Annotated in this window: 21 protein-coding genes; 9 read left to right on the forward strand and 12 right to left on the reverse strand. The window is 67.0% G+C overall.

The features are described from left to right. From VJS38_RS08680 to VJS38_RS08690, 3 genes are all read right to left on the reverse strand, one after another. Nucleotides 1-829: alpha-hydroxy acid oxidase (locus VJS38_RS08680; RefSeq protein WP_324087752.1), on the reverse strand; the 829-nt coding region annotated here is incomplete at its 3' end. A 78-nt stretch (nucleotides 830-907) separates the two neighbouring features. Next, nucleotides 908-2,221: a Rieske 2Fe-2S domain-containing protein gene (locus tag VJS38_RS08685; protein WP_324087753.1), complete on the reverse strand. Its 1,314-nt coding sequence runs from the start codon at nucleotides 2,219-2,221 to the stop codon at nucleotides 908-910. A gap of 266 nt (nucleotides 2,222-2,487) precedes the next feature. Continuing rightward, a complete protein-coding gene (locus VJS38_RS08690; protein WP_324087754.1) occupies nucleotides 2,488-3,396 on the reverse strand; it encodes an NAD(P)-dependent oxidoreductase in 909 nt (302 codons plus the stop codon). Between the two features lie 319 nt (nucleotides 3,397-3,715). Here VJS38_RS08690 and VJS38_RS08695 point away from each other — a divergent pair, with 319 nt between their 5' ends. Next, on the forward strand, nucleotides 3,716-4,480 hold the full coding sequence (locus VJS38_RS08695) for an SDR family oxidoreductase (RefSeq protein ID WP_324087755.1): 765 nt from the start codon (nucleotides 3,716-3,718) through the stop codon (nucleotides 4,478-4,480). Nucleotides 4,481-4,562: 82 nt separating this feature from the next. On the opposite strand, the gene VJS38_RS08700 is transcribed toward VJS38_RS08695, so the two are convergent. After that, on the reverse strand, nucleotides 4,563-5,525 hold the full coding sequence (locus VJS38_RS08700; RefSeq protein ID WP_324087756.1) for a LysR family transcriptional regulator: 963 nt from the start codon (nucleotides 5,523-5,525) through the stop codon (nucleotides 4,563-4,565). 89 nt (nucleotides 5,526-5,614) lie between these two features. On the opposite strand from VJS38_RS08700, the gene VJS38_RS08705 reads away from it, so the two are divergent. From VJS38_RS08705 to VJS38_RS08740, 8 genes are all read left to right on the forward strand, one after another. Next, the gene (locus VJS38_RS08705; protein WP_324087757.1) at nucleotides 5,615-6,775 is read left to right on the forward strand and encodes a muconate/chloromuconate family cycloisomerase; all 1,161 of its coding nucleotides are present in this window, start codon (nucleotides 5,615-5,617) and stop codon (nucleotides 6,773-6,775) included. 2 nt (nucleotides 6,776-6,777) lie between these two features. Further along, entirely contained in the window at nucleotides 6,778-7,068 is a 291-nt protein-coding gene (gene catC, locus VJS38_RS08710; RefSeq protein WP_324087758.1) for a muconolactone Delta-isomerase, read from the forward strand. A 49-nt stretch (nucleotides 7,069-7,117) separates the two neighbouring features. Continuing rightward, nucleotides 7,118-8,038: a catechol 1,2-dioxygenase gene (catA, locus tag VJS38_RS08715; protein ID WP_324087759.1), complete on the forward strand. Its 921-nt coding sequence runs from the start codon at nucleotides 7,118-7,120 to the stop codon at nucleotides 8,036-8,038. 22 nt (nucleotides 8,039-8,060) lie between these two features. Beyond that, on the forward strand, nucleotides 8,061-9,407 hold the full coding sequence (gene benA, locus VJS38_RS08720; RefSeq protein WP_324087760.1) for a benzoate 1,2-dioxygenase large subunit: 1,347 nt from the start codon (nucleotides 8,061-8,063) through the stop codon (nucleotides 9,405-9,407). A 9-nt stretch (nucleotides 9,408-9,416) separates the two neighbouring features. Further along, the gene (gene benB, locus VJS38_RS08725) at nucleotides 9,417-9,899 is read left to right on the forward strand and encodes a benzoate 1,2-dioxygenase small subunit (protein WP_324087761.1); all 483 of its coding nucleotides are present in this window, start codon (nucleotides 9,417-9,419) and stop codon (nucleotides 9,897-9,899) included. Beyond that, nucleotides 9,896-10,693, forward strand: a complete 798-nt coding sequence (gene benD, locus VJS38_RS08730; RefSeq protein WP_324087762.1) for a benzoate diol dehydrogenase BenD — start codon at nucleotides 9,896-9,898, stop codon at nucleotides 10,691-10,693. Before benB ends, benD begins: the two co-directional genes overlap by 4 nt. Nucleotides 10,694-10,707: 14 nt before the next feature. Beyond that, nucleotides 10,708-11,487, forward strand: coding sequence for a 3-oxoadipate enol-lactonase (gene pcaD / locus VJS38_RS08735; RefSeq protein WP_324087763.1), 780 nt, complete (start codon nucleotides 10,708-10,710; stop codon nucleotides 11,485-11,487). Between the two features lie 74 nt (nucleotides 11,488-11,561). Next, on the forward strand, nucleotides 11,562-11,993 hold the full coding sequence (locus VJS38_RS08740) for a MaoC/PaaZ C-terminal domain-containing protein (protein ID WP_324087764.1): 432 nt from the start codon (nucleotides 11,562-11,564) through the stop codon (nucleotides 11,991-11,993). 12 nt (nucleotides 11,994-12,005) lie between these two features. On the opposite strand, the gene VJS38_RS08745 is transcribed toward VJS38_RS08740, so the two are convergent. The 8 genes from VJS38_RS08745 to VJS38_RS08780 all read right to left on the reverse strand — a co-directional run bounded on the left by VJS38_RS08745 (nucleotide 12,006) and on the right by VJS38_RS08780 (nucleotide 19,494). Next, entirely contained in the window at nucleotides 12,006-13,010 is a 1,005-nt protein-coding gene (locus VJS38_RS08745) for an AraC family transcriptional regulator (protein WP_324087765.1), read from the reverse strand. Nucleotides 13,011-13,179: 169 nt separating this feature from the next. After that, nucleotides 13,180-13,950: an SDR family NAD(P)-dependent oxidoreductase gene (locus tag VJS38_RS08750; RefSeq protein ID WP_324087766.1), complete on the reverse strand. Its 771-nt coding sequence runs from the start codon at nucleotides 13,948-13,950 to the stop codon at nucleotides 13,180-13,182. A 26-nt stretch (nucleotides 13,951-13,976) separates the two neighbouring features. Further along, nucleotides 13,977-14,306, reverse strand: a complete 330-nt coding sequence (locus VJS38_RS08755) for a non-heme iron oxygenase ferredoxin subunit (RefSeq protein ID WP_324087767.1) — start codon at nucleotides 14,304-14,306, stop codon at nucleotides 13,977-13,979. After that, nucleotides 14,306-14,800, reverse strand: coding sequence for an aromatic-ring-hydroxylating dioxygenase subunit beta (locus VJS38_RS08760; RefSeq protein WP_324087768.1), 495 nt, complete (start codon nucleotides 14,798-14,800; stop codon nucleotides 14,306-14,308). The genes VJS38_RS08755 and VJS38_RS08760 overlap by 1 nt, the downstream gene beginning before the upstream one ends. Before the next feature lie 4 nt (nucleotides 14,801-14,804). Continuing rightward, the gene (locus VJS38_RS08765) at nucleotides 14,805-16,052 is read right to left on the reverse strand and encodes a Rieske 2Fe-2S domain-containing protein (RefSeq protein WP_324087769.1); all 1,248 of its coding nucleotides are present in this window, start codon (nucleotides 16,050-16,052) and stop codon (nucleotides 14,805-14,807) included. Nucleotides 16,053-16,164: 112 nt separating this feature from the next. Then, nucleotides 16,165-17,007: an alpha/beta fold hydrolase gene (locus VJS38_RS08770; RefSeq protein ID WP_324087770.1), complete on the reverse strand. Its 843-nt coding sequence runs from the start codon at nucleotides 17,005-17,007 to the stop codon at nucleotides 16,165-16,167. Between the two features lie 4 nt (nucleotides 17,008-17,011). Beyond that, the gene (locus VJS38_RS08775; RefSeq protein ID WP_324087771.1) at nucleotides 17,012-17,863 is read right to left on the reverse strand and encodes a VOC family protein; all 852 of its coding nucleotides are present in this window, start codon (nucleotides 17,861-17,863) and stop codon (nucleotides 17,012-17,014) included. A gap of 104 nt (nucleotides 17,864-17,967) precedes the next feature. Then, the gene (locus VJS38_RS08780; RefSeq protein ID WP_324087772.1) at nucleotides 17,968-19,494 is read right to left on the reverse strand and encodes a fatty acyl-CoA synthetase; all 1,527 of its coding nucleotides are present in this window, start codon (nucleotides 19,492-19,494) and stop codon (nucleotides 17,968-17,970) included. Nucleotides 19,495-19,807 lie beyond the last annotated feature (313 nt).

Consider the following 19,807-nt stretch of genomic DNA (forward strand, 5'->3'; position numbering starts at 1 on the left):
AGATCCAGACAGCGTCCACGCCCCGGCGCGCGGCCTCCTCGGCGTCCTCCACGCAAGACACTCCCTTCACGATCAGCGGTCCGTTCCACAGATCGCGCAGCCATGACACCTCCCGCCACGAGACTGAGGCGTCCATATTCCGGGTCATCAGCTGAGCAAGCGAAACGATATCGTTGGCTTGGCCGGCCTCCACAAAGTTCTGCATCTTGGGCGAGCCGAACCGCACAATGTCCCAGGTCCACCGCCAGCAGCGGGCGACCTCTGCGGCCAGTGCTGGAGTCAAGCGCAGCGGCACGGTGAAGCCGTTTCGATGATCGCGCCGACGCCAGCCCAGGACCGGGGTGTCGGCCGTCACCACCAGAGCTTCGACGGCGCAGGCCTTCGCCCGCTCGACAAGAGACCGGACCAGGTCTCGATCCTTGTAGACATACACCTGGAACCAGAGCCGTGTGTCCTTGGCCCCCATGGCGATCTCTTCGAGGCGGACGCTCGACGACGTGGAGATGACAAACGGCAGTCCCCGCCGGCCTGCGGCCCGCGCCAGGAGGACGTCGGCCCGCGGCCATCCGAGGGCTGCAAGGCCAGTTGGTGCGATGATCAGGGGCAGGCCGGCGTTGCGCCCCAAGATCGGGACGGAGCTGTCGCGGGCGGCCACGTCGCGCAGCACCCGGGGGGCCAGCTCGACGCGCCGAAAGTCGCTGAGGTTGCGCGCAAGCGTGATCTCTTCGTCAGCGCCCCCATCGATGAAGTCAAAAATCGGACGGGGTATGCGTCGCTTTGCGAGCTCGCGCAGAGCTGCAATGGAATCGGCGCGCTGGATCGCCTGCACCCGAATCTCCTAAACGTGAGTTTTGCCGATCGATGCGGCCGGAAACATCTGACGGCGCTGCTTTAGACGCGGTCAAGATCAGAAGCTTGGCCTTGACGAGGCAGGCGCGCTCCCTCCGGGCTGATTTCCCGGCACGATCTGCTCCCAATCCTCGTCCGGCGTCACGAGGGTGTCGCCGAGGGACCGGACCTGCGTACAATCCTCAAGTCCCACGCCGATCGGATCCTCGCCTTTTTGCGCGCGGCGAATGTTCTCCAGCAGCCGGTTGCGCAGGTGCACCACGGGCTTGTCCGCTGTCACCAACACCTCCTTCGTGCGGTCCACAATCGGGCCCATGGACACGGCGAGAACCGCATCCTCCTGCTCGATTCCGCTGAACCCGGTCCAGTTTTCGGCCATCGCCGCACGGTCCTGGTGCATGCCGTTGTCCCATGAGGCGCGGAACTCGCAGTCGGCCTCGCTCCAGAAGCGAATGTCGTCGAGGCCCAGCAATTGGATGATTTGTTCTCGTTGAATAGGTTTGTCGCCATGAACGATGATGTAGGTCGACGTGCTTGCGTCGTCCTGGGGCGTCTCGAAGACGAAGAACTGGTAGGAGGGGGCCGGGATGATGCGGCCTGTCGGGAAGAAGATCGGGGCGACCCGGATGCTTTCGCGGGGCGCGCCGTCCGCCTGTGGCGGGGCCTTCCGCTTGGCGGCGTAGTGATATCCGAAGGGCGTATCCCTGATATCCATCGCCGGCGCGTTGTCGGGGACAGATAGGGCGCCTGGATTGTAGTCGATGTCCGAAGGTGTGAAATCGGAACTCGTCCAAGTCGGATTGGCCACGTTGCTGTGGAGGATGCCGACGTGGGAGCTGTCCGTTCCGCCTTCCCAAAGCTGCAGGTAGTTGGCTTGGGTGTTCAGACGCACGGCGACCAGGTTCTCCGGCGGGCCTAGCTCCATGAAGCTCCAGATCGGCAGCGGCGGCTGCTTCTCTTGCGGACCGATGTAGGTCCAGACCAATCCGCCCGCTTCTACCGCTGGATAGGCGCGCGCCTTGATCCGGGCGCGAAATCGCGGGTCGCAATGGTTGGGGGTCTCCAGGATGGTTCCGTCGGCGGCGAACTTCCATCCATGGTAGAGGCAGCGGATTCCCCCCTTCTCGACGCGTCCGAGGGCTAGCGAGACACGTCGGTGCAGGCAGTACTCTTCGAGTACGCCGACCTTGCCGTCCGTGTCCCGGAAGACGACGAAGTTCTCGCCGAGCAGCCGGCTGCGTACCGGTTTGCTGTCGCGATGCGCCACCTGCGCAACGGTGCAGATCGGATGCCAATAGCGTCGCATCACCTCTCCCATCGGGGCGCCGGGCCCGACGCGGGTGAGCAGCTCATTGTCGCTGGCGCGCATCATGATCGAAATCTCGCGAGGGTTTGCAGGAGGGCGGGGCCGATCCCGCGCTGGAGGCCTGACGCGGGGAGCTTCTTGTCATTCAACATCTTCCACGGAAGATGATAACAAGGCGGAGCCATGCTTTCAAGCGCGTCCGACAGGCGCGGTCCAGAATCCGGCGCTCAGCCTTCGCTGGCGATCGAGGACCTTCTGTGAAAGCGGGGCCTGCTTATGAGTTTGGGCGCGCAGGTCATGCACGAGCGTCTGGCGACGCGCCTTCGAGGCGCTCACAGCGCCGGCGCTAGCTCGACCTGGTTCGGGGCGCTGCGCCCGGCGCGCCACGCCATCAAGCCTTCGATCAGCACACGGCCCATGCGCCGGCGTGCTTCAATCGTCGAGCTGCCGATGTGGGGCAGCAGGAAGGCGTTCGGCAGATCGAGATAGCGCCTGTCGAACGCGGGCTCGCCATTGAACACGTCCAGAGCTGCGGCCCGGATCCGACCCGTCGCCAAGGCCGCGACCAGCGCATCATCCACCACAAGGTCGCCTCGGCCGATGTTCACCAGAAGCAAGCTCGGCCGCGCCAGAGCGAGCCGGGCCTCATTGGCGACGCCGCGCGTCTCAGGCGTCGAGGGGGCCGCCAGCACCAGCACGTCGCTGGCCGCAAACAGCTCCTCGACGTCGGGCATGTAGCGCGCATCCCCGGCCGATGGCGCCGGAGCGCGGTCCGTATAGATCACGGAAAGACCGAACGCCCTTCCTCGGTGAGCGATGCGCTGGCCGATCTGGCCCATGCCGAAGATCCCGAGCGTCTTGCCTGCGAGCTCGACGCCGTTGAGCTGGCAGGCCGTCCAGCCCGTCCACCGACCGCTTCGTATCAGGTCAAGGCTCTCAGTCGCGCGGCGAGCGGCCGCCAGGATGTGGAGGAAGGCTGCGTCAGCCACGGAATCCGCCAGGACCCCGGCCGTGTTCAGAACGACGAGGCCGCGATCCGTCGCGGCTGCGAGGTCTATGTGGTCGAGGCCCACGGAATAGGTCGCGACCGCGCCGATGGATGTCGGAAGGCCGTGGATATCCGAGGCGCGGAGCTCAGAGTCCACGGTGACAAGCAACGCCTCGGCCTGCGGCAGCTGCGCCACTGGCAGGTCGGGCGGGAAGTAGGTCACGTCGAAAGCGCTGGCGAGATCGGACTTCACCTCATCCGGGAGCTCAGACGTCCGGCAGACCAGGCGAAGCCGGGCGTGCTGAGCGTTTGACATGGATAATCTCCTTTCGCGGCCACGGCAGGGACGGGAGCTGGCGCGCCGTTGAAAAGCATGGGGAAAGCGGGCGCGCCAGTCACCACCAAGGCGCGCCGCCTGTCAATAAATATCTTCCCCGGAAGATCTCTGGCGTTATCTCTTCCGGGGAAGATCTCCCTTGCTTTCCGGCGCGCCATTCGATCACCTGCTGGACGCGCCGGGCGGCGTGCCGCAGCGCCCGCATTAGAACAGCCGCATCGGAGGGCTAATACTCATGGCGAGCCTGTCAGGCCTTGGCGCGATCGTGCTGGGCGCCGCCGGAAAAGACAACCTGGGCCAAGCCATCGCCCGCCGGTTCGCTCGGGATGGGGCTCGGGTTCTGGTTGCTGGACGCGACCCGGATGAGCTGAAAGCGCTCGCCGAAGAGATCGGCGGGATTTTTGCCGTCGTCGACGCCACGAAAGCCGAGGACCTGGCGCGGCTGACAGATCGCGCCCTGGAAGCTTTTGGCCGGTTGGACATCGGGGTGAACGCCACGGGCCGCAATCTGGTCCGGCCCATACTCGAGACCAGCCCAGCGGAGCTGCGCGATATCGCCGAGATCCAGTTCGTAGCGCCGTTCATGTTCCTCCAGACCCTCGCCAGGGCGATGAGCAACGGCGGGGCGCTCATCCACCTCTCGTCGGTGACTGCGCGCATCATGATGCGTCATCATGCTGCCTACATGGGGACGAAGGCGGCCATGGAGCACGTCGTTCGAGCCTTCGCCTTCGAACTCGGTCCTCGCGGGATTCGGGTCAACGCGGTGGCGCCCGCCCTCACGCGCAGCCCGATGACCGAGGACATCATGGCCGATCCCGCGTTCGCGGCGTTCCGCGCCGCCACCTTTCCTATGCGTCGGCTGGGCACGCCGGAGGACCTTGCGGCGGCCGTAGCCTGGCTTTGCGACCCTGAATGCTTCGTGACAGGCGAGGCCCTCCAGGTGAATGGCGGCGCCTCGTTGCTCGCGCTGCCGGAATGGCCTGGTCCGACAAAGTGATGGGGCAGGCGCAGTGGGGGCGTCCGCGCAGTTGGCGCCCGACGGCCTCGTCCGCGGCATCCAGGCCCCGCTGAGCGGGTGTCTACGAGGCTTCTTGCGGGGTCAATACTGTACCTTCGGCCATGCGGAAAATGGCTTCCGGCACCGGATAATTCCAAGTTTCGTACAGGTTCGCGATCACGGCCGCCAGCAGGCGAAGCTCCGGCGTGTCTTCCGCGATGCGACAGCTCATGATGATCGGGGAGGTCGCCGGCTCAACAATCTCCAGATATCGGACGTCATCAACGCGCAGCTTGCGGACCGAGTCCGGGACGACGCATGCGCCCTCCTCCGCGGCGACCAGGCCTATCGCGATCTGCAGCTCCCGGGCTTCGTGCGCGACGCGCGGCGCGAGATCGTGATCGTGGAACAGCCCTAATACCTGATCGGCATAACTGGGCCGGGGCATGCGTGGATACACAATCAGCGGGATCTCGGCGAGGGTCGCGAGCGAGATCGGGCGCTCGTCACGGGCGAGCGGATGGGCCGCCGGCAGCGCCGCGACCAGCTTTTCCTCGCGCAGCACGATCCGGCGCACCGACGTGTCCTCGTGGCGGATCCGGCCGAAGCCCACGTCGATCCGGCCGTCCTTCAAGGCCGCGATCTGCTCCAGGCTCATCATCTCGAGCAAGGTGAGCTCGACGTGGGGCGCGAGGGCGCGGAACTGCCGGATGAGCTGAGGCAGCCGCGCATAAATCGAGGAGGCGACAAAGCCCACGACGAGCCGCCGCTTTTCGGTCAGCCTCGCCCGCTGCACCATCTCGCGCAGGTCCTCGGCCCGGCGGATCAACTGCGTGGCCTGGTCGTAGACAAGGCGTCCGATCGGCGTGAGCTTCAGCGGGCGAGCGGATCGGTCGATCAACTCGGCCCCGATCTCCGCCTCCAGCAACTGGATCTGCCGGCTCAGCGGGGGCTGAGCGATGTGCAGGCGCTCCGCGGCGCGCGTGAAATTCCGCGCGTCGGCGACCGCCACAAAATAGCGAAGCTGGCGCAGGTCCATGTCCATACCTATCAGGTATCATTGATAGACACCAATTATCTTTGCCGCGCGACGCATTCGGCGGGATTGTTGGCGCCCGAGCCCGGAGAAAGCGGATGGCGGTGAAGCCCGCGAAGATCGAGACCCTGATCGTCGACGTGCCGACGATCCGTCCGCACGTCCTGGCCATGGCCACCATGCGTCATCAGTCGATCGTGCTCGTGCGGATCGTCGGCGATGACGGCGTCGAGGGCCTGGGCGAGGGCACCACGATCGGCGGCCTCAGCTATGGGGACGAGAGCCCGGAAGGCATCAAGCTCGCGATCGACACCTACATCGCGCCCGTGCTTGCGATCTGCGACATCAGTCGGATCGCCGAAACGACCGCCAAGGTGGCCCGCGCCGTGGTCGGCAATCACTTCGCCAAGTGCGCCGTCGAGACGGCGCTGCTGGATGCGGCCGGCAAACGGCTCGGCGTGCCGGTCTCGGAGCTGATCGGCGGCGGACGGGTGCGGGAAGGCCTGCCGGTCGCCTGGACGCTGGCCAGCGGCGACACCGCCCGCGACATCGAGGAAGCCGAGCGCATGTTGGACGCCCGGCGTCACCGAATTTTCAAGCTGAAGATCGGCAAGCGTCCGGTTCGCGAGGACGTAGCCCACGTCGCGGCGATCAAGAAGGCGCTGGGCGAGCGCGCCAGCGTGCGGGTCGACGTGAACCAGGCCTGGGACGAGGCGGCCGCGGACCTCGGCATGCGGCTGCTGTTTGACGCCGGCGTGGATCTGGTCGAGCAGCCGGTCGCCCGCACAGCCATGGGCGCCATGGCGCGGCTCTGCGCGCGGCACGCCCTGCCGCTGATGGCCGACGAGGCGCTGCGCGGACCGCGCGACGCCTTCGCCATCGCCTGCGCCGCGGCGGCGCGCGTGTTCGCCGTAAAGATCGCGCAGGCCGGCGGATTGTTCGCCGCGCGCGACGTGGCCCAGATCGCCCATGCGGCCGATATCGGCCTCTACGGCGGCACCATGCTCGAGGCCGGGATCGGCACGGCCGCCTCGGCCCATCTGTGTGCGACGCTCCCCTCGCTCACCTGGGGCACGGAACTCTTCGGTCCGCTGCTGCTGACCGAGGAGATTCTGGCCGAGCCGCTGACCTATGCGAATTTCGAACTGCAGGTCCCCGCCGGTCCAGGGCTCGGCGTGGCGCTGGACGAGGACCGTGTCGCCTTCCTGCGGCGCGACCGCACGAGGACCCTGCATGCCGCCGCGGCGGCGCGGAGCTGAACATGCTGTTCAAGGTCGAGATGGACGTCGCCATTCCGCAGGGATTTGCCCCCGACGAGGCGGCGCGGCTGAAGGCCGCCGAGAAGGCCCGGTTCCAGGAGCTGCAGCGCGCGGGGACCTGGCGGCACATCTGGCGGGTGGTCGGCCGCTATGCGAACGTCAGCATCTTCGACGTGCGCGACAACGCCGAGCTCCACGACCTGCTCACCAGCCTTCCCCTCTACCCCTTCATGGAGGTGCGGGTGACCGCGCTCTGCCGCCACCCGTCATCGATCCACGACGACGATCGGTGACCGTGTCCCACATTAGTCAGCAAAAAGACGATTAGGGAGAATCCTTCAAATGACCGCCATCACCGAGTCCTCCGAGGTTCAGGCGCTGCTCGACAAGGCCTCCGGCCTCGACGCTGCTGGCGGCGACCAGCGCACCAAGCAGATCGTGCGCAAGATCCTTGCTGATCTCTTCGAAACCATCGATCGCTTCGACGTCAGCGAGGACGAGTTCTGGCATGCGCTGAACTTCCTCGCGGCCGGGGCCCCGGAATTCGGACTTTGGGCGCCCGGCCTGGGCGTCGAGCGCTTCCTCGACATCCGCGCCGACGAAAAGGCGCGGGCGGCCGGCGAGGCGCAGGGCACGCCACGGACCATCGAGGGGCCGCTCTACGTCGGCGGCGCGCCGCTGGTGGAGAGCGGTTCGCGCATCGACGACGGCTCGGACGTGGGCGAGGTGCTGGTCATGCACGGCCAGGTGCGCGACCTGGCCGGCCGGCCGGTCGCCGGCGCGGTGGTCGACGTGTGGCACGCCAACACCAAGGGCAATTACTCCTACTTCGACAAAACCCAGTCCGACTACAACATGCGCCGCCGCATCAAGGCGGGCGACGATGGTCGCTACGAGTTTCGCAGCATCGTCCCGTCGGGCTACGCAGTGCCGCCGGGCGGCTCGACGGACCAGCTGCTGCAGGCGGTGGGCCGCCACGGCAAGCGTCCGGCGCACATCCACTTCTTCGTCAGCGCGCCCGGCCACAAGCATCTGACCACCCAGATCAACATCGACGGCGATCCCTACCTGCGCGACGACTTCGCCTATGCGACCCGCGAGGAGCTGATCCCGCCGGTCGCGCGGCGCACCGAGCCCGACGCCATCCATGCCCGGGGCCTGAACGCGCCGTTCAGCGAGATCGAGTTCGACTTCACCCTGGCCCCGGCGGCGAAACAGGCGGACGAGGCGTTGTCCACCCGGCCGCGCGCGCTGGTCGCCTGAGCGCTCTCAAAGGATACCGACGATGACGAGCTTGGCTCAGCATCTGGCGGACGCCGTGGTCGAGGATCCCGACCACGGCCTCTATCGCTGCCGACGCGACATCTTTACAGACGAGTCTCTCTTCGAGCTCGAGATGAAGCACATCTTCGAGGGCAATTGGATCTACCTCGCCCACGAGAGCCAGATTCCCAACAAGAACGACTACCTGACCCTGACCATGGGACGGCAGCCGGTCTTCATCGCCCGCGACCGCCAGGGTGAGCTGAACGCCTTCATCAACGCCTGCAGCCACCGCGGCGCGATGCTCTGCCGCCACAAGCGCGGGTCGAAGGCGATCTACACCTGTCCCTTCCACGGCTGGGCCTTCACCAACAGCGGCCAGCTGCTGAAGGTGAAGGACCCGGAAGGCGCCGGCTATCCGCCCCAGTTCAACACCGACGGCAGCCACGACCTCAAGCGCGTGCCCAGGTTCCAGAACTATCGCGGCTTCCTGTTCGGCAGCCTCAACCCGGACGTCGCGCCGCTCGGCGAGTACCTCGGCGAGGCGACCAAGATCATCGACATGATGGTCGACCAGGCGCCTGAAGGCCTGGAGGTGCTGCGCGGCTCCTCGACCTACTATTACGACGGCAACTGGAAGCTGCAGGCCGAGAACGGGGCGGACGGCTATCACGTCAGTTCGGTTCACTGGAACTATGTGATGACGACCGGCCGCCGCAATGCGGCGGTGGACGACATCAAGGCGATCGACGCCTCGTCGTGGAATCGGCAGGAGGGCGGTTTCTACGCCTTCGAGAACGGGCACGTGTGCCTGTGGACGCGTTGGGCGGATCCGACGACGCGGCCGATCTACGGCCGGCTGGCCGAATTGACGGAGCAGTTCGGCGCGGAGAAGGCCGAGTGGATGGTCAGCTTCCTGCGCAACCTCTGCCTCTATCCGAACGTCTTCCTGATGGACCAGTTCAGCTCGCAAATCCGCGTCTTCCGACCGATCTCAGTGAACCGAACCGAGGTGACGATCTACTGCATCGCGCCCAAGGGCGAGCCGCCCGAGCAGCGCGCCCGCCGCATCCGGCAGTACGAGGACTTCTTCAACGCCAGCGGCATGGCCACCCCCGACGATCTGGAGGAGTTCCGCGCCTGCCAGAACGGCTACCGCGCCTCGGCGGCGCCGTGGAACGACATGTCGCGCGGCGCCGAGCACTGGATTCGCGGGCCGGACGCCCACGCCAAGGCCTTGGGCGTCAACCCGGTGCTGAGCGGCGTGCGCACCGAGGACGAGGGACTGTTCATCGTGCAGCATGAGCACTGGGTGGCGCGGATGCAGGCGGCGGCCGCGGCCGACGCCGACGCCCGCGAGCCGGCGTGAGGCCGACCGATGACGCGTGACGAAGTCGAATCCTTCCTCTACCGCGAGGCCCGCTGCCTCGACGATCACGACTGGGACGCCTGGCTGGAGTTCTACGCTCCGGACGCCAGCTTCTGGATGCCGGCCTGGGACGACGACGACGAGCTGACGGAGGATCCGCAGTCGCAGATGTCGCTGATCTACTACGCCCGCCGCGACGGGCTGGAAGATCGGGTGTTCCGCCTGAAGACCGAACGCTCCAGCGCCTCGACGCCGACGCCCAGGACCTCGCACAACATCGCCAATGTCGAGATCCTCGAGCAGGACGGCGCGACCCTAAAGCTTCGCTTCAACTGGCACACCCTCAGCTTCCGGTATCAGACGGTGGATTCCTATTTCGGAACCTCGTTCTACACGCTCGACATCTCGGGCGTGCGACCGCTGATCAAGGCGAAGAAGGTCGTGCTCAAGAACGACTACATCCACCATGTCGTGGACGTCTATCACCTATGACTGAGACGCCGCCCGCTCCCATCTTCCCGCACCGCTTCGCGGGGAAGGTGATGATGGTCACTGGCGCGGCCCAGGGCATCGGCCGCGGCGTGGCGTTGCGGGCGGCGGCGGAAGGCGCGCGGGTGCTGCTCGTCGACCGCGCCGACTTCGTCGAGGGGACCGCGGCCGAGGCGGCCGGCAAGGCGGCCGGTTTCTGCGCCGACCTGGAGACGTACGCGGGCGCGGCTTCCGCGGTCGCCGAGGTGGTGCGGCGGTTCGGTCGGCTCGACATCCTGGTGAACAACGTCGGCGGGGCGATCCGCATGCGCCCGTACGCCGCCTTCGAGCCGGATCAGATCGAGGCGGAGATCCGCCGCAGCCTCTACCCGACCCTGTGGTGTTGCCACGCCGCGCTGCAGGTGATGCCGGGGCAGGGCGGCGGCGTGATCGTCAACGTCTCCTCCAACGCCACCCGCGGGATCCGCCGCGGGCCCTATTCGGCGGCCAAGGGCGGGATCAACGCGCTGACCCAGAGCCTGGCGATGGAATACGCCGGCCAGGGCGTCCGAGTGGTGGCGACGGCGCCCGGGGGCACCCAGGCGCCGCCGCGGCGCATCCCGCGCAACGCCGCCGGCGACTCGGCCCAGGAGCAGGCCTGGATGGCCGAGGCGGTGGACCAGGTCACCCGGTCGAGCTTCATGAACCGCTACGGCACGCTGGAGGAGCAGATCGCGCCGATCCTGTTCCTGGCCTCGGACGAGGCGTCCTACATCACCGGGTCGGTGCTGCCCGTGGCCGGCGGCGACCTGGGATAGACGGCCTTAAGACCATGAGCTTCACCCGCACGGCGGCAGCCGACATCTACTGGAAGCTGGAAGGCGACGCCGACCGGCCGCCGCTGGTGCTGCTCAACTCCATCGGCTGCGACATGGACCTCTGGGACGAGGCGCTTCCGCATCTGCGGCGGCGTCATCTGCTGCTGCGGATCGACACCCGCGGGCACGGCGCCTCGAGCGCCCCGGAGGGCGATTACCGCCTGGAGCAGCTCGCTGACGACGTGGCGGCGGTGATGGACGCCGCCGGCGTCGCCCGGGCCGCGGTGGCCGGCGTCTCCCTCGGCGGCATGATCGCGATGCAGATGGCGCTCGACCATCCGGCGCGGGTCTCCGCGCTCGGTCTCATCTGCACCTCGGCGACCATGGACCGCGAGGCCTGGCGCCAGCGGGTCGAGTGCGTGCGGACAGAGGGCATGGCCGGCATCGTCGATCTGGCGATGAGCCGCTTTCTGTCGCCCGGCTTCGCCGAGGCGCGGCCGGAGGTGGCGGCGAGCGTACGGCGCGGGCTGCTGTCGATGCCGGCGGCCGGCTATGCGGGATGCGCGGCGGCGATCCGAGACATGCGGCTCGCCGGGCGTCTCGGCGCGATCACGGTCCCCAGCCTGGTGGTCACCGGAACGCTCGATGCGTCGACGCCGCTGGAGCCGCATGGCGCCGCGTTGCTTTCCGCCATACCGGGCGCGCGCCACGTCGCACTCGAGGCGGGGCACCTGGCGCCGCTGGAAGTTCCCGATCTCATCGCCGCCGCCCTGACTGATTTCCTTCAGACCTGAGCTATAACCAGCGCTCGGACGCCGACCCGCCGCAGCACGATTGCGACCGCAGGGACTTTGGCATGGAGGTGAACTTGGGCGAACTGGGAATCGTGGTCGGAGACCGCGTCAGCTTCAGCAAGACTGTCAGTGAAACAGACGTCTACCTGTTCGCGGGCATCACCGGGGACTTCGCGCCCAACCATGTCAACGAACAGCTCATGGCGACGACGTCGTTCGGCGGGCGCATCGCCCACGGCGCGCTTCTCGTAGGCTACATGTCGACCTGCTCGACAATGTTGGCGCAGAAAGCCGCGGCGGCGGGAGGGACGGGGGTCCCGCTTTCATTGGGCTTCGATCGAATTCGCTTCCTGAAGGCGGTCCGGCTGGGTGATACGGTCACCGTCAGCTACGTCATCAGCCAGATCGACCTGGAGCGACGCCGTGCCCACGCCAAGGTCACGGTCGCCAATCAGCACGATGAAGAGGTTGCGGTAGCGGAGCACCTGCTCGTCTGGAGGGCCTGACCAGGCTTTGGGTCACCGGCCTCGAACGGTCGCCGACGGCAGTTCACCGAACTTCTGGCGATAGTCTTTCGAGAAGCGGCTGAGATGTTCGTATCCGACGTTGAGCGCCACCTCGGTCACGCTCAGGCCGGACGTCCGGGCGTTCTTCAACTCTTGTCGCGCGAGAGTCAGCCGGGCGTTGCGGATGTAGCCCATCGGCGTGGTGCCCCGCCATCTGCGAAAGCCGTAGTACACCGAACGCGCGCTCACGCCGGCGGCTTCCGCGAGCGCCTGCGGAAGTATCGGCTCGCTCAGGTGGGCGTGAATGTAGTCGATGGCTCGCCGGATGTAGTAGGGCGCAACCGACTCGCACGAATGCCGCAACTGGGTGGAATAGTTGTGCGGCAGCGTGGCCAGCAGCCCGGAGATGAGACCGCGCTCAAGCGCCCGCGCCACCCCCGGCTGTTGGACCGGCGCGCCGGAGGCGAACATGCCCCAGACGGAGTACAGCAGATGCGCCAGGCCGTTGCTGCGTTCGGCGTCGAGCACGATCGGGTCGAAGACCAGCGGCGCATAGCACTCGATGCCCAACTCGTCGGTCAGCACCCGCTCCACATCCTGCCGATCGAGGCGAACCAGGATCTGCCGGCAGCCGCCCACCCATCGCTTGCGGACAAGGTTCGTCGGGTTGAGCGCAAACACACGCCCGGCCGTAGCCGTCAGCTCCTCCGGGCCCAGGATCTGGCAGGTCCCGCGGATCGGAAGATGCACGTAATACTGGTTCGGGTTCGATACGCGATCGACGAGGAACTCGGTTCCGCACTCCACGCTAACCAGATCGATGTCGGTATGTGCGAGGCCGATCATCCAATGGAAGAACTCCACGGTTTCGCTCCGCCGCACCGGGTGCAGGAAGTGTCCGATGGAGGTCGACCGGATGTAGGAGACGCTTTCCGCGAGATCAGTGGTGGCGAACCGCGCCGCTTCCGGCGGGGGCGCCGGCGCCGGCGGCTCTGCGGCAAACATCTGGTTCGACATGGTCTTTTCGTACCACCGTGAGATATCAGATCACACTGTTTGCTGATCCTGCCGTAAAAGCAGTCGCCCGCACAATGGGAGGACGCAAGCACTATCCATTGGGCGCACTAATTCGGGCCGTGGCGTGTCGCGGTCGAGGGCTTTGTCGGATCGGCGAAGCGTGGCCGTCTCACAGCGTTTGACCGTCGTCGACCGTGAAGACCGAGCCCGTCACCTCCGCGCTCGCGTCCGAACACAGATAAAGAACCAGCGGAACCAGCGCCTCGACGCTCATGATCCGCTTGCGCGGGAAGGTTGCGACGAGCGCCTTGCCCCGGTCCTTCTGCCACAGAACTTCCGTCATCTCGGTGGCCATGTAGCCCGGCTCGATGGCGTTGACGTTGACCCCTTCGGCCGCCCATTCCTTCGCCAGCACGCGGCTCAGCTGCGAGACCGCGGCCTTGCTTGCGCAATAGGCCGAGACCCCGGCGGTCGCCTGGCGGGCCGTGATCGACGAGATCACCACGATCCGGCCGCGCGATGGCGAGCCCTCGGCGATCATGCGCCGCGCGCCTTCGCGGGCCGTAAGGAAGACGCCGCGCAGATTGGCCGCGATAACTGCGTCGAAGTCCGCCATGGGTAGGTCGAGCGCACTGGCCGGCGCGTTGACGCCCGCATTGGCCACCACGCTGTCGACCGGCCCGAACGCCCGCTCGGCCGCGTCGAAGGCGGCGACGACCGAGGCCTCGTCCGACACGTCCATGGACACCGCCATCGCGCGCCCGCCCGCGGCCTCGATGGCGCCCTGCAGTTCTTGCAGCCGCTCGATGCGGCGCGCGCCCAACACCACCTGCGCCCCCTGGCTGGCGAGCGCCTGCGCAAAGCGGCGGCCGGTCCCGGAGGACGCCCCGGTGATGAGCGCCGTGCGGCCCGAAAGGTCGAAGCTGAAGTTCTGCATCATGGCCCTCAAACTGTCCCGCCGGACGCTCAAATCCGGACGTGCACCACGCCGTCGATGATCTCCACGGGATAGGCGGCGACAGGCTCCTCGACCGGCGCGCTGCACGGCCGGCCGCTACGGATGTCGAAGCGTCCGGCATGCAGGGGGCACTCCACTTCGCCCGCCTCGACGAAGCCCTCGGAGAGGGCGCCATGACCGTGGGTGCACAGATCGCCGATGGCGAACACGCCGTCTTCCAGCCGGAAGACCGCGATCCGCCGGCCATCCGCCTCGAAGCAACGCCCCTCCTCGAGCGGCAGGTCGGCCAGTGCGCAGAGGGGGAACAACCCGGCCGCAAACACGTCGGAACCCGCCATCAAATCGGCATCACGAAGAGAGTCTGGACAGCCAGCGTGTCGTAGACCAGCCGCCGCTCCTTCAGCTGCAGGCCCTGGGGGCCGCGGTGAAAGACGTCGTGCGCGCGGCCGCTCTGGTAGATGAACGTCTCGCCCGACAGCCGCGTCTGCAGCACGGCGTAGTTGCTGCGCGCGCTGATCTCCGTCACGTCGGCGGCGATCACCTGGACGGATGACACCAGATGACGGTTCCAGTGGGTGGGATAGAGGTTCGCCTCGCGGAACGAGGTGACGCGGTCGTGCATCTGGCGGCGGTTGCGGCAGAGGAACATCGGCGCCGGCAGGCCGGCGTCCCAGTTCTCCTTGGACCACAGGCCGTAGAGGCCGTCCTCCAGGAAGAAATCCGGCCATGCCTCGAGACGGTCCTCGTCAAGGCAGGCCACATAGGCGGCGTAGAAATCCTCCACCGCCAACCGGTCGAGATGGCGCTCCAAGGCGCCGACTGAATCCCCCATAGCCTCAGTCCCCCATGATCGCGCGATAGCCGGACCAGAAGGAGCGAAGCAACTGCTCCGTGATCAAGGACCGGGCTCCCTCCGGGGCGCCGTAGCCCATCAGCATCGTGGACTCGTGGTTCGGATCAGGCGTCACAGCGGCCTGCACGAGTTCGGTCGCCTCGCCGTCCTCCATCGAGATGAAGCCCGCCGGTCCGACGAGATTGGCCTGGAGGATCCGCATGTCGCGCAGTTCGTCGTCGTCGTCCTCGTAGCCGAAGAGGTGGAAGACGAGTTCGAAGCTTCCCGGACCGCGCGGAAGGATCTGCCGGCAGGCGAGGGTGTTGTGGATTTGCTGGATGACCAGCGATGGAAAGATGGACTGGATGTGGTTGGTCACGGGCAGGTCGAATTCCGTGCGCATCCGCACGATTTCGGGGTCCTGAAGCCTGACGTCGTCCTTGAACGTGGTGACGCGGTTGTCCTTGTAGATCGACGTGTCCTTGCTGGCCTCGTTCTTGATGGCCGCGATGATCGAGTGCAGGCCGTGCCGGGCGTCTATGGCGTTGGCGACGTCCATGTTCGGCCGCCCGATGTTGAACGTATTGTGGAACAGGTGGAGGAGGTGTCCGTGGTACGGGTCCTTGATGTTCTCGAAGTAGAGCTTCCAGTTCGAGTTCATTCTTTGGCGTAATACGCCCAAGAAGACCACGGGCTTGCAGAAGACCCGGTCGATCCAAGGCAGCATCTCGGCGCCCAGATAGGTCTCGAGCGGCTCGGTCTCGTCGCTGAACGTAACGAAGACGAGGCCGCGATAGGTCTCCACTCGAAGCTTCTGGAGCCCGTGGCCGCCCATGTCGAAGTCGGCGGGCATGCCGGACATCGACTTCAGGCCCCGCCGGAACGGCACGCCCAGCAGGTCGCCGGCCGGACCGTAAGCCCATTGATGGTAGATGCAGGTGAAATCGCGCGCGTTGCCGCGGGCCTGGCGGCAGACCTTGGCGCCGCGATGGGCGCACCGGTTGACCCAGGCGTGCAGCACCCCCTCCTTGCCGCGGGTCACCACCACCGGGGTGTCGCCGACGTAGGTCGATTTGAAGTCGCCGACGTTTGGGATTTCCGCCTCGAGAGCGACGAAGGACCAGGTCTTTCCCCGGAAGATCCGCTCCTGTTCCCGGGTGTAGACGTCGGGATCGGTGAACACCCGGTAAGGCGTATGCCGACCATCCTCGGTGGGCCAGCGCCGGCAGGCGTGGGCCGTGTCCGTATCCATAGTCCTCTTCCCTTCGCGTTCGGAAAGGCTAGCCCGGGCGGCCAAAGCCGCTATCCCGAGCCGGCAAGGCTTCTATGAGGAGCGCAAGTTCTCCTCGCGCGCACCTCGCCACTCAGTTTCGGTCCATCTCACCGCGCAGGAACGAGGCGACCAGACTGTTGAACGCCTTGGCGCGCTCCCATTGCACCCAGTGGCCGCATTGCGTGAAGACCGTGAACTGGGCGTTCGGAACCTGGGCGAGGAGGATGAGATGCATGTCCATCGGGTTCACCCGGTCCTCGCGGCCCCAGAGGATCAGCGTCTCGTTTTGGATCCCCGCGAGGTTCTCCTTCCACAGCGCTTCGATCGGCGGCGGCCCGCCCCGGCCGAGCGGCGGATTGGCCACCAGATCGGGCTGGGTGGCGGCGGCGAAGCGCTGGTCGAGCAGCTCCTCGGTCAGGAAGGAACTGTCGTAGATCATAGTCTGCAGAAACGTCCGCAGCTTCTCCCGCGTCGGACCTTCGCCGCTGTAGAATTCCATGATCTGCCGCGTGCCGACCGTCGGGGTCGGGGTGGAGGGGGCGAGCAGCCCCGCCGGGCCCATCAGCACCAGGCGGCCTAATCGTTCCGGCGCGTCGAGCGCCATCTTGATGGCCGTGCCGCCGCCGAGGGAATTGCCGACCACGTGGGCGCGCTTGACCCCGAGACTGTCGAGCAGGCCGAGAACGTACTTGGCGTAGATGCCGAAACGGGGGCCGGCGAGGTGGGGCCTGTCGGAGCGGCCGTAGCCAATCAGGTCGGGGATGATCAACTGGAAATCGCGGCTCAGCGCATCGACGTTTCGGCTGTAGTTGCTCCAGCCGCTGGCGCCCGGACCGCCGCCGTGCAGGAGGACAAGCGGCTCCCCTGACCCGACCACGTGGTAGTGGATCTTGTGCTCGCCCACCGTGGCGAAATGTGACTCCGGCGTTTCCATGGAATTACCCTCTTTCGTGTCCCCAGACGCTCACGGCGCCGTACTCGCTCACCACCCAGTCGTCGGTGACCTGCCGCCCGCCCCAGCCGTATTCCACGGCAAATCCGGCCGGGGAGGTGACGTAGAAGGAGAGCATCCTGTCGTTGGGATGACGCCCGAGGCCGCCGGTCGCGAAGCCTTGCGCCTTGCAGCGCTGGTGGCCGCGGATCACGTCGTCCACCTCGCAAAGCTCCAGCATCAGATGGTTGAGGCGCTTCGCCCCTGGCAATTGGGCGATAGCGATCGTGTGATGGCGGGTGTTGCAGTGCAGGAAGGCGATCCGCAGGACGGCCGGGCCGACGGGTGCGGTGATGTAGTCCGACACCGAAAATCCCAGGCGCTCATAAAAGGCGAGGCTCTCCGTCACGTCCGCGACCGACAGAACGATGTGGCCCAGGCCCTGCTCGCCGGTCACGAACCCATCGGTCAGGGGCGAAGCGAAGGCCTCGACGGCGGGACGGGCGCAGTGGGTGAATTCCAGCCGAAGGCCGCCCGGATCCGGCAGCCAGAAACCTTGGTCGACGCCCCGCGCTTCAGCCTCTTCCGGCTTGAGCGGCGTGGGCGGCTGACCTTCCGCGGCCAGGCGGGACCCGAGCCGCTCGAGCGCGGCGAAATCGCCGACGTCGAACCCTGCATAGAGGATGTCGTCGGCGTTCGATCTGTGGACCGCGATGCGCCATTCGCGCCCGTCGAGCCGTAGGCGAGGGGTCCCGGCGCGGGATTGAGCCACCAGGCCGAGGGACTTGGTCGCGAACGCCGTCCAGGCCGACGGATCGGAAACCCCGAGCCCTACATAGGCGAGCTGTTGGGCGCCCATACCCGTTGCTCCTGCGATATTGACGACAGCGGCACGGTACGCAGGGGGGCGGTCGCTCGCTAACTGAGCGGCGCATCCAATGCCCGGACGGCGCAGGCGAAGGCTCAGCTGTGCTGCTGCCTCAACTCCCGCTTCAGGATCTTGCCCGAGGCGTTCCGCGGCAGGGAATCGGCGAAGATCACGCGCTTGGGCGCCTTGTGCGCCGCGAGCCGTCCGCGAACATGCTCGATCAGCGTGGCGGCCTCGACCTCCATGCCTTGGCGCAGGACCACCACCGCGACGACCGCCTCGATCCACTTGGGGTCGGGCAGGGCGATCACCGCCGCTTCGGATACGGCGGGGTGGCTGAAAAGGGCTTCCTCGACCTCGCGGCTGGCGACCAGCACCCCGCCGGTGTTGATGACGTCGCGCACCCGGTCGACCACGTATATGTAGCCTTCCGCGTCGGCATAGCCGAGGTCGCCCGAGTGGAACCAGCCGCCACGGAACGCCGCCTCGGTCTCGTCGGGCCGTTCCCAGTATCCGACGAGGAGCTGCGGCGAGCGGTGGACGATCTCCCCCAGCGTTCCGGCGGGAACGTCGTGAAGGTGCTCGTCGACGATGCGGGTTTCGACGGTGATCACCGGGCGGCCGGCCGATGCTGGCCGGGCCTCATGCTCCTCCGGCCGCAGGACCGTCGCCACCGGCCCGACCTCGGTCTGGCCATAGACGTTGTACAGCCCGGCGTTCGGCAGCCGGCGGCGCAGTTCCTCGAGCACCGGCACCGGCATGATCGAGGCGCCATAGTAGACCTTCTCCAGGGAGCTCAGGTCGTAGCTGTCGAACGCCGGATGCCGCAAAAGGCTGATCCAGACGGTGGGCGGCGCGAAAAAGGAATTGATCCGCTCGGCCGCCACGATCTCGAACACGCGCTCGGGTTCGGGTCCCTGGATCAGCCTGGTCATCGCCCCGCTCAGCGTCTGGGGCATGGTGTAGGCGTGCGTCTGCGCCGTGTGGTAGAGGGGCAGGGCGGCCAGGCAGCGATCCCTCGCCTCGAAATCCAGATCGTGGATGCAAGCGAGGTAATGAATGAACAGGCCGCGGTGGGTCACCATCGCGCCCTTCGGCGCCGCGGTGGTGCCGGACGTGTATTGCAATTGCGCAAGATCATCCCCGCGGATCGGCGGCGCGGCGAGCGCGTCGCCGCGCCTCGCCGCCGCCAGCACGTCGAACTCCTGGTCGCCTTCGAACGTCCCGACGAAGGACAGGCGGTCGGCCTCGGGAATGGAGCGCATGAGCGGAAGCCGTTCGGCGTCGCAGAGCATCGCGCGCGCGCCGGACTGCCTGACGATGTATGACACTTCCTCGGCGGTGAGACCGAAGTTGACCGGGACGTGGACGAGGCCGGCCGCTGCGCAGCCCAGCCAGGCGATGAAGTAGGCGTCGGTGTTGCGCCCGCAGGCGGCCACCCGGTCGCCTGGGTTCAGCCCCCTCGCCAGCAGGTTGGCGCCCACCGACTGGGCGGCGCCGTAAAGCTCCTCGAAAGTCCAGGTCCGGTCGCGGAAGGCCAACGCAGGGCGATCCCGGTGCTTGCGCGCCGCCCGACGCAGCGTATCTCCAAGCGTGTCCTGCGCGCCGCCATGCTGGTTCATTCCTGAGCTCCTCCGCCTGTGATCGGCGAACTACCGCCGCTTCGGCCGGTCCAACGTCCCAGGATGCTGCGGCGCGGCTATCCCCAATCCGCAGAGCTTTGGCGAGCCGTGCAATACGGCGACCGGACACCGGCCGCCGTCCGGCGCCGATGCCAAGTTCAAGGGGAGGCCCGCTTTGGCTCTATTGTGCGCTGAGCGGCGGCTGTTGGCATGGAGGCGGCAGTCCGGCCTGGCGAAAGAGGCGAAGTTGCATCACCGCCCGCCTGCACTGCGCGGGTCGGCGGGAGTGCACGGGGGGCAAGGTGCGGCAGGA

The organism is Phenylobacterium sp. (assembly GCF_035276905.1).
In the GTDB taxonomy this organism is placed as follows: domain Bacteria; phylum Pseudomonadota; class Alphaproteobacteria; order Caulobacterales; family Caulobacteraceae; genus Phenylobacterium.

What these genes read in the sequence shown, in the direction of transcription:
- VJS38_RS08685 (WP_324087753.1), bottom strand. Translation starts at nt 2,221, where the DNA reads ATGATGCGCGCCAGCGACAATGAGCTGCTCACCCGCGTCGGGCCCGGC.
- VJS38_RS08695 (WP_324087755.1), top strand. Translation starts at nt 3,716, where the DNA reads ATGGCGAGCCTGTCAGGCCTTGGCGCGATCGTGCTGGGCGCCGCCGGA.
- VJS38_RS08700 (WP_324087756.1), bottom strand. Translation starts at nt 5,525, where the DNA reads ATGGACATGGACCTGCGCCAGCTTCGCTATTTTGTGGCGGTCGCCGAC.
- VJS38_RS08705 (WP_324087757.1), top strand. Translation starts at nt 5,615, where the DNA reads ATGGCGGTGAAGCCCGCGAAGATCGAGACCCTGATCGTCGACGTGCCG.
- catC (WP_324087758.1), top strand. Translation starts at nt 6,778, where the DNA reads ATGCTGTTCAAGGTCGAGATGGACGTCGCCATTCCGCAGGGATTTGCC.
- catA (WP_324087759.1), top strand. Translation starts at nt 7,118, where the DNA reads ATGACCGCCATCACCGAGTCCTCCGAGGTTCAGGCGCTGCTCGACAAG.
- benA (WP_324087760.1), top strand. Translation starts at nt 8,061, where the DNA reads ATGACGAGCTTGGCTCAGCATCTGGCGGACGCCGTGGTCGAGGATCCC.
- benB (WP_324087761.1), top strand. Translation starts at nt 9,417, where the DNA reads ATGACGCGTGACGAAGTCGAATCCTTCCTCTACCGCGAGGCCCGCTGC.
- benD (WP_324087762.1), top strand. Translation starts at nt 9,896, where the DNA reads ATGACTGAGACGCCGCCCGCTCCCATCTTCCCGCACCGCTTCGCGGGG.
- pcaD (WP_324087763.1), top strand. Translation starts at nt 10,708, where the DNA reads ATGAGCTTCACCCGCACGGCGGCAGCCGACATCTACTGGAAGCTGGAA.
- VJS38_RS08745 (WP_324087765.1), bottom strand. Translation starts at nt 13,010, where the DNA reads ATGTCGAACCAGATGTTTGCCGCAGAGCCGCCGGCGCCGGCGCCCCCG.
- VJS38_RS08750 (WP_324087766.1), bottom strand. Translation starts at nt 13,950, where the DNA reads ATGATGCAGAACTTCAGCTTCGACCTTTCGGGCCGCACGGCGCTCATC.
- VJS38_RS08755 (WP_324087767.1), bottom strand. Translation starts at nt 14,306, where the DNA reads ATGGCGGGTTCCGACGTGTTTGCGGCCGGGTTGTTCCCCCTCTGCGCA.
- VJS38_RS08760 (WP_324087768.1), bottom strand. Translation starts at nt 14,800, where the DNA reads ATGGGGGATTCAGTCGGCGCCTTGGAGCGCCATCTCGACCGGTTGGCG.
- VJS38_RS08765 (WP_324087769.1), bottom strand. Translation starts at nt 16,052, where the DNA reads ATGGATACGGACACGGCCCACGCCTGCCGGCGCTGGCCCACCGAGGAT.
- VJS38_RS08770 (WP_324087770.1), bottom strand. Translation starts at nt 17,007, where the DNA reads ATGGAAACGCCGGAGTCACATTTCGCCACGGTGGGCGAGCACAAGATC.
- VJS38_RS08775 (WP_324087771.1), bottom strand. Translation starts at nt 17,863, where the DNA reads ATGGGCGCCCAACAGCTCGCCTATGTAGGGCTCGGGGTTTCCGATCCG.
- VJS38_RS08780 (WP_324087772.1), bottom strand. Translation starts at nt 19,494, where the DNA reads ATGAACCAGCATGGCGGCGCGCAGGACACGCTTGGAGATACGCTGCGT.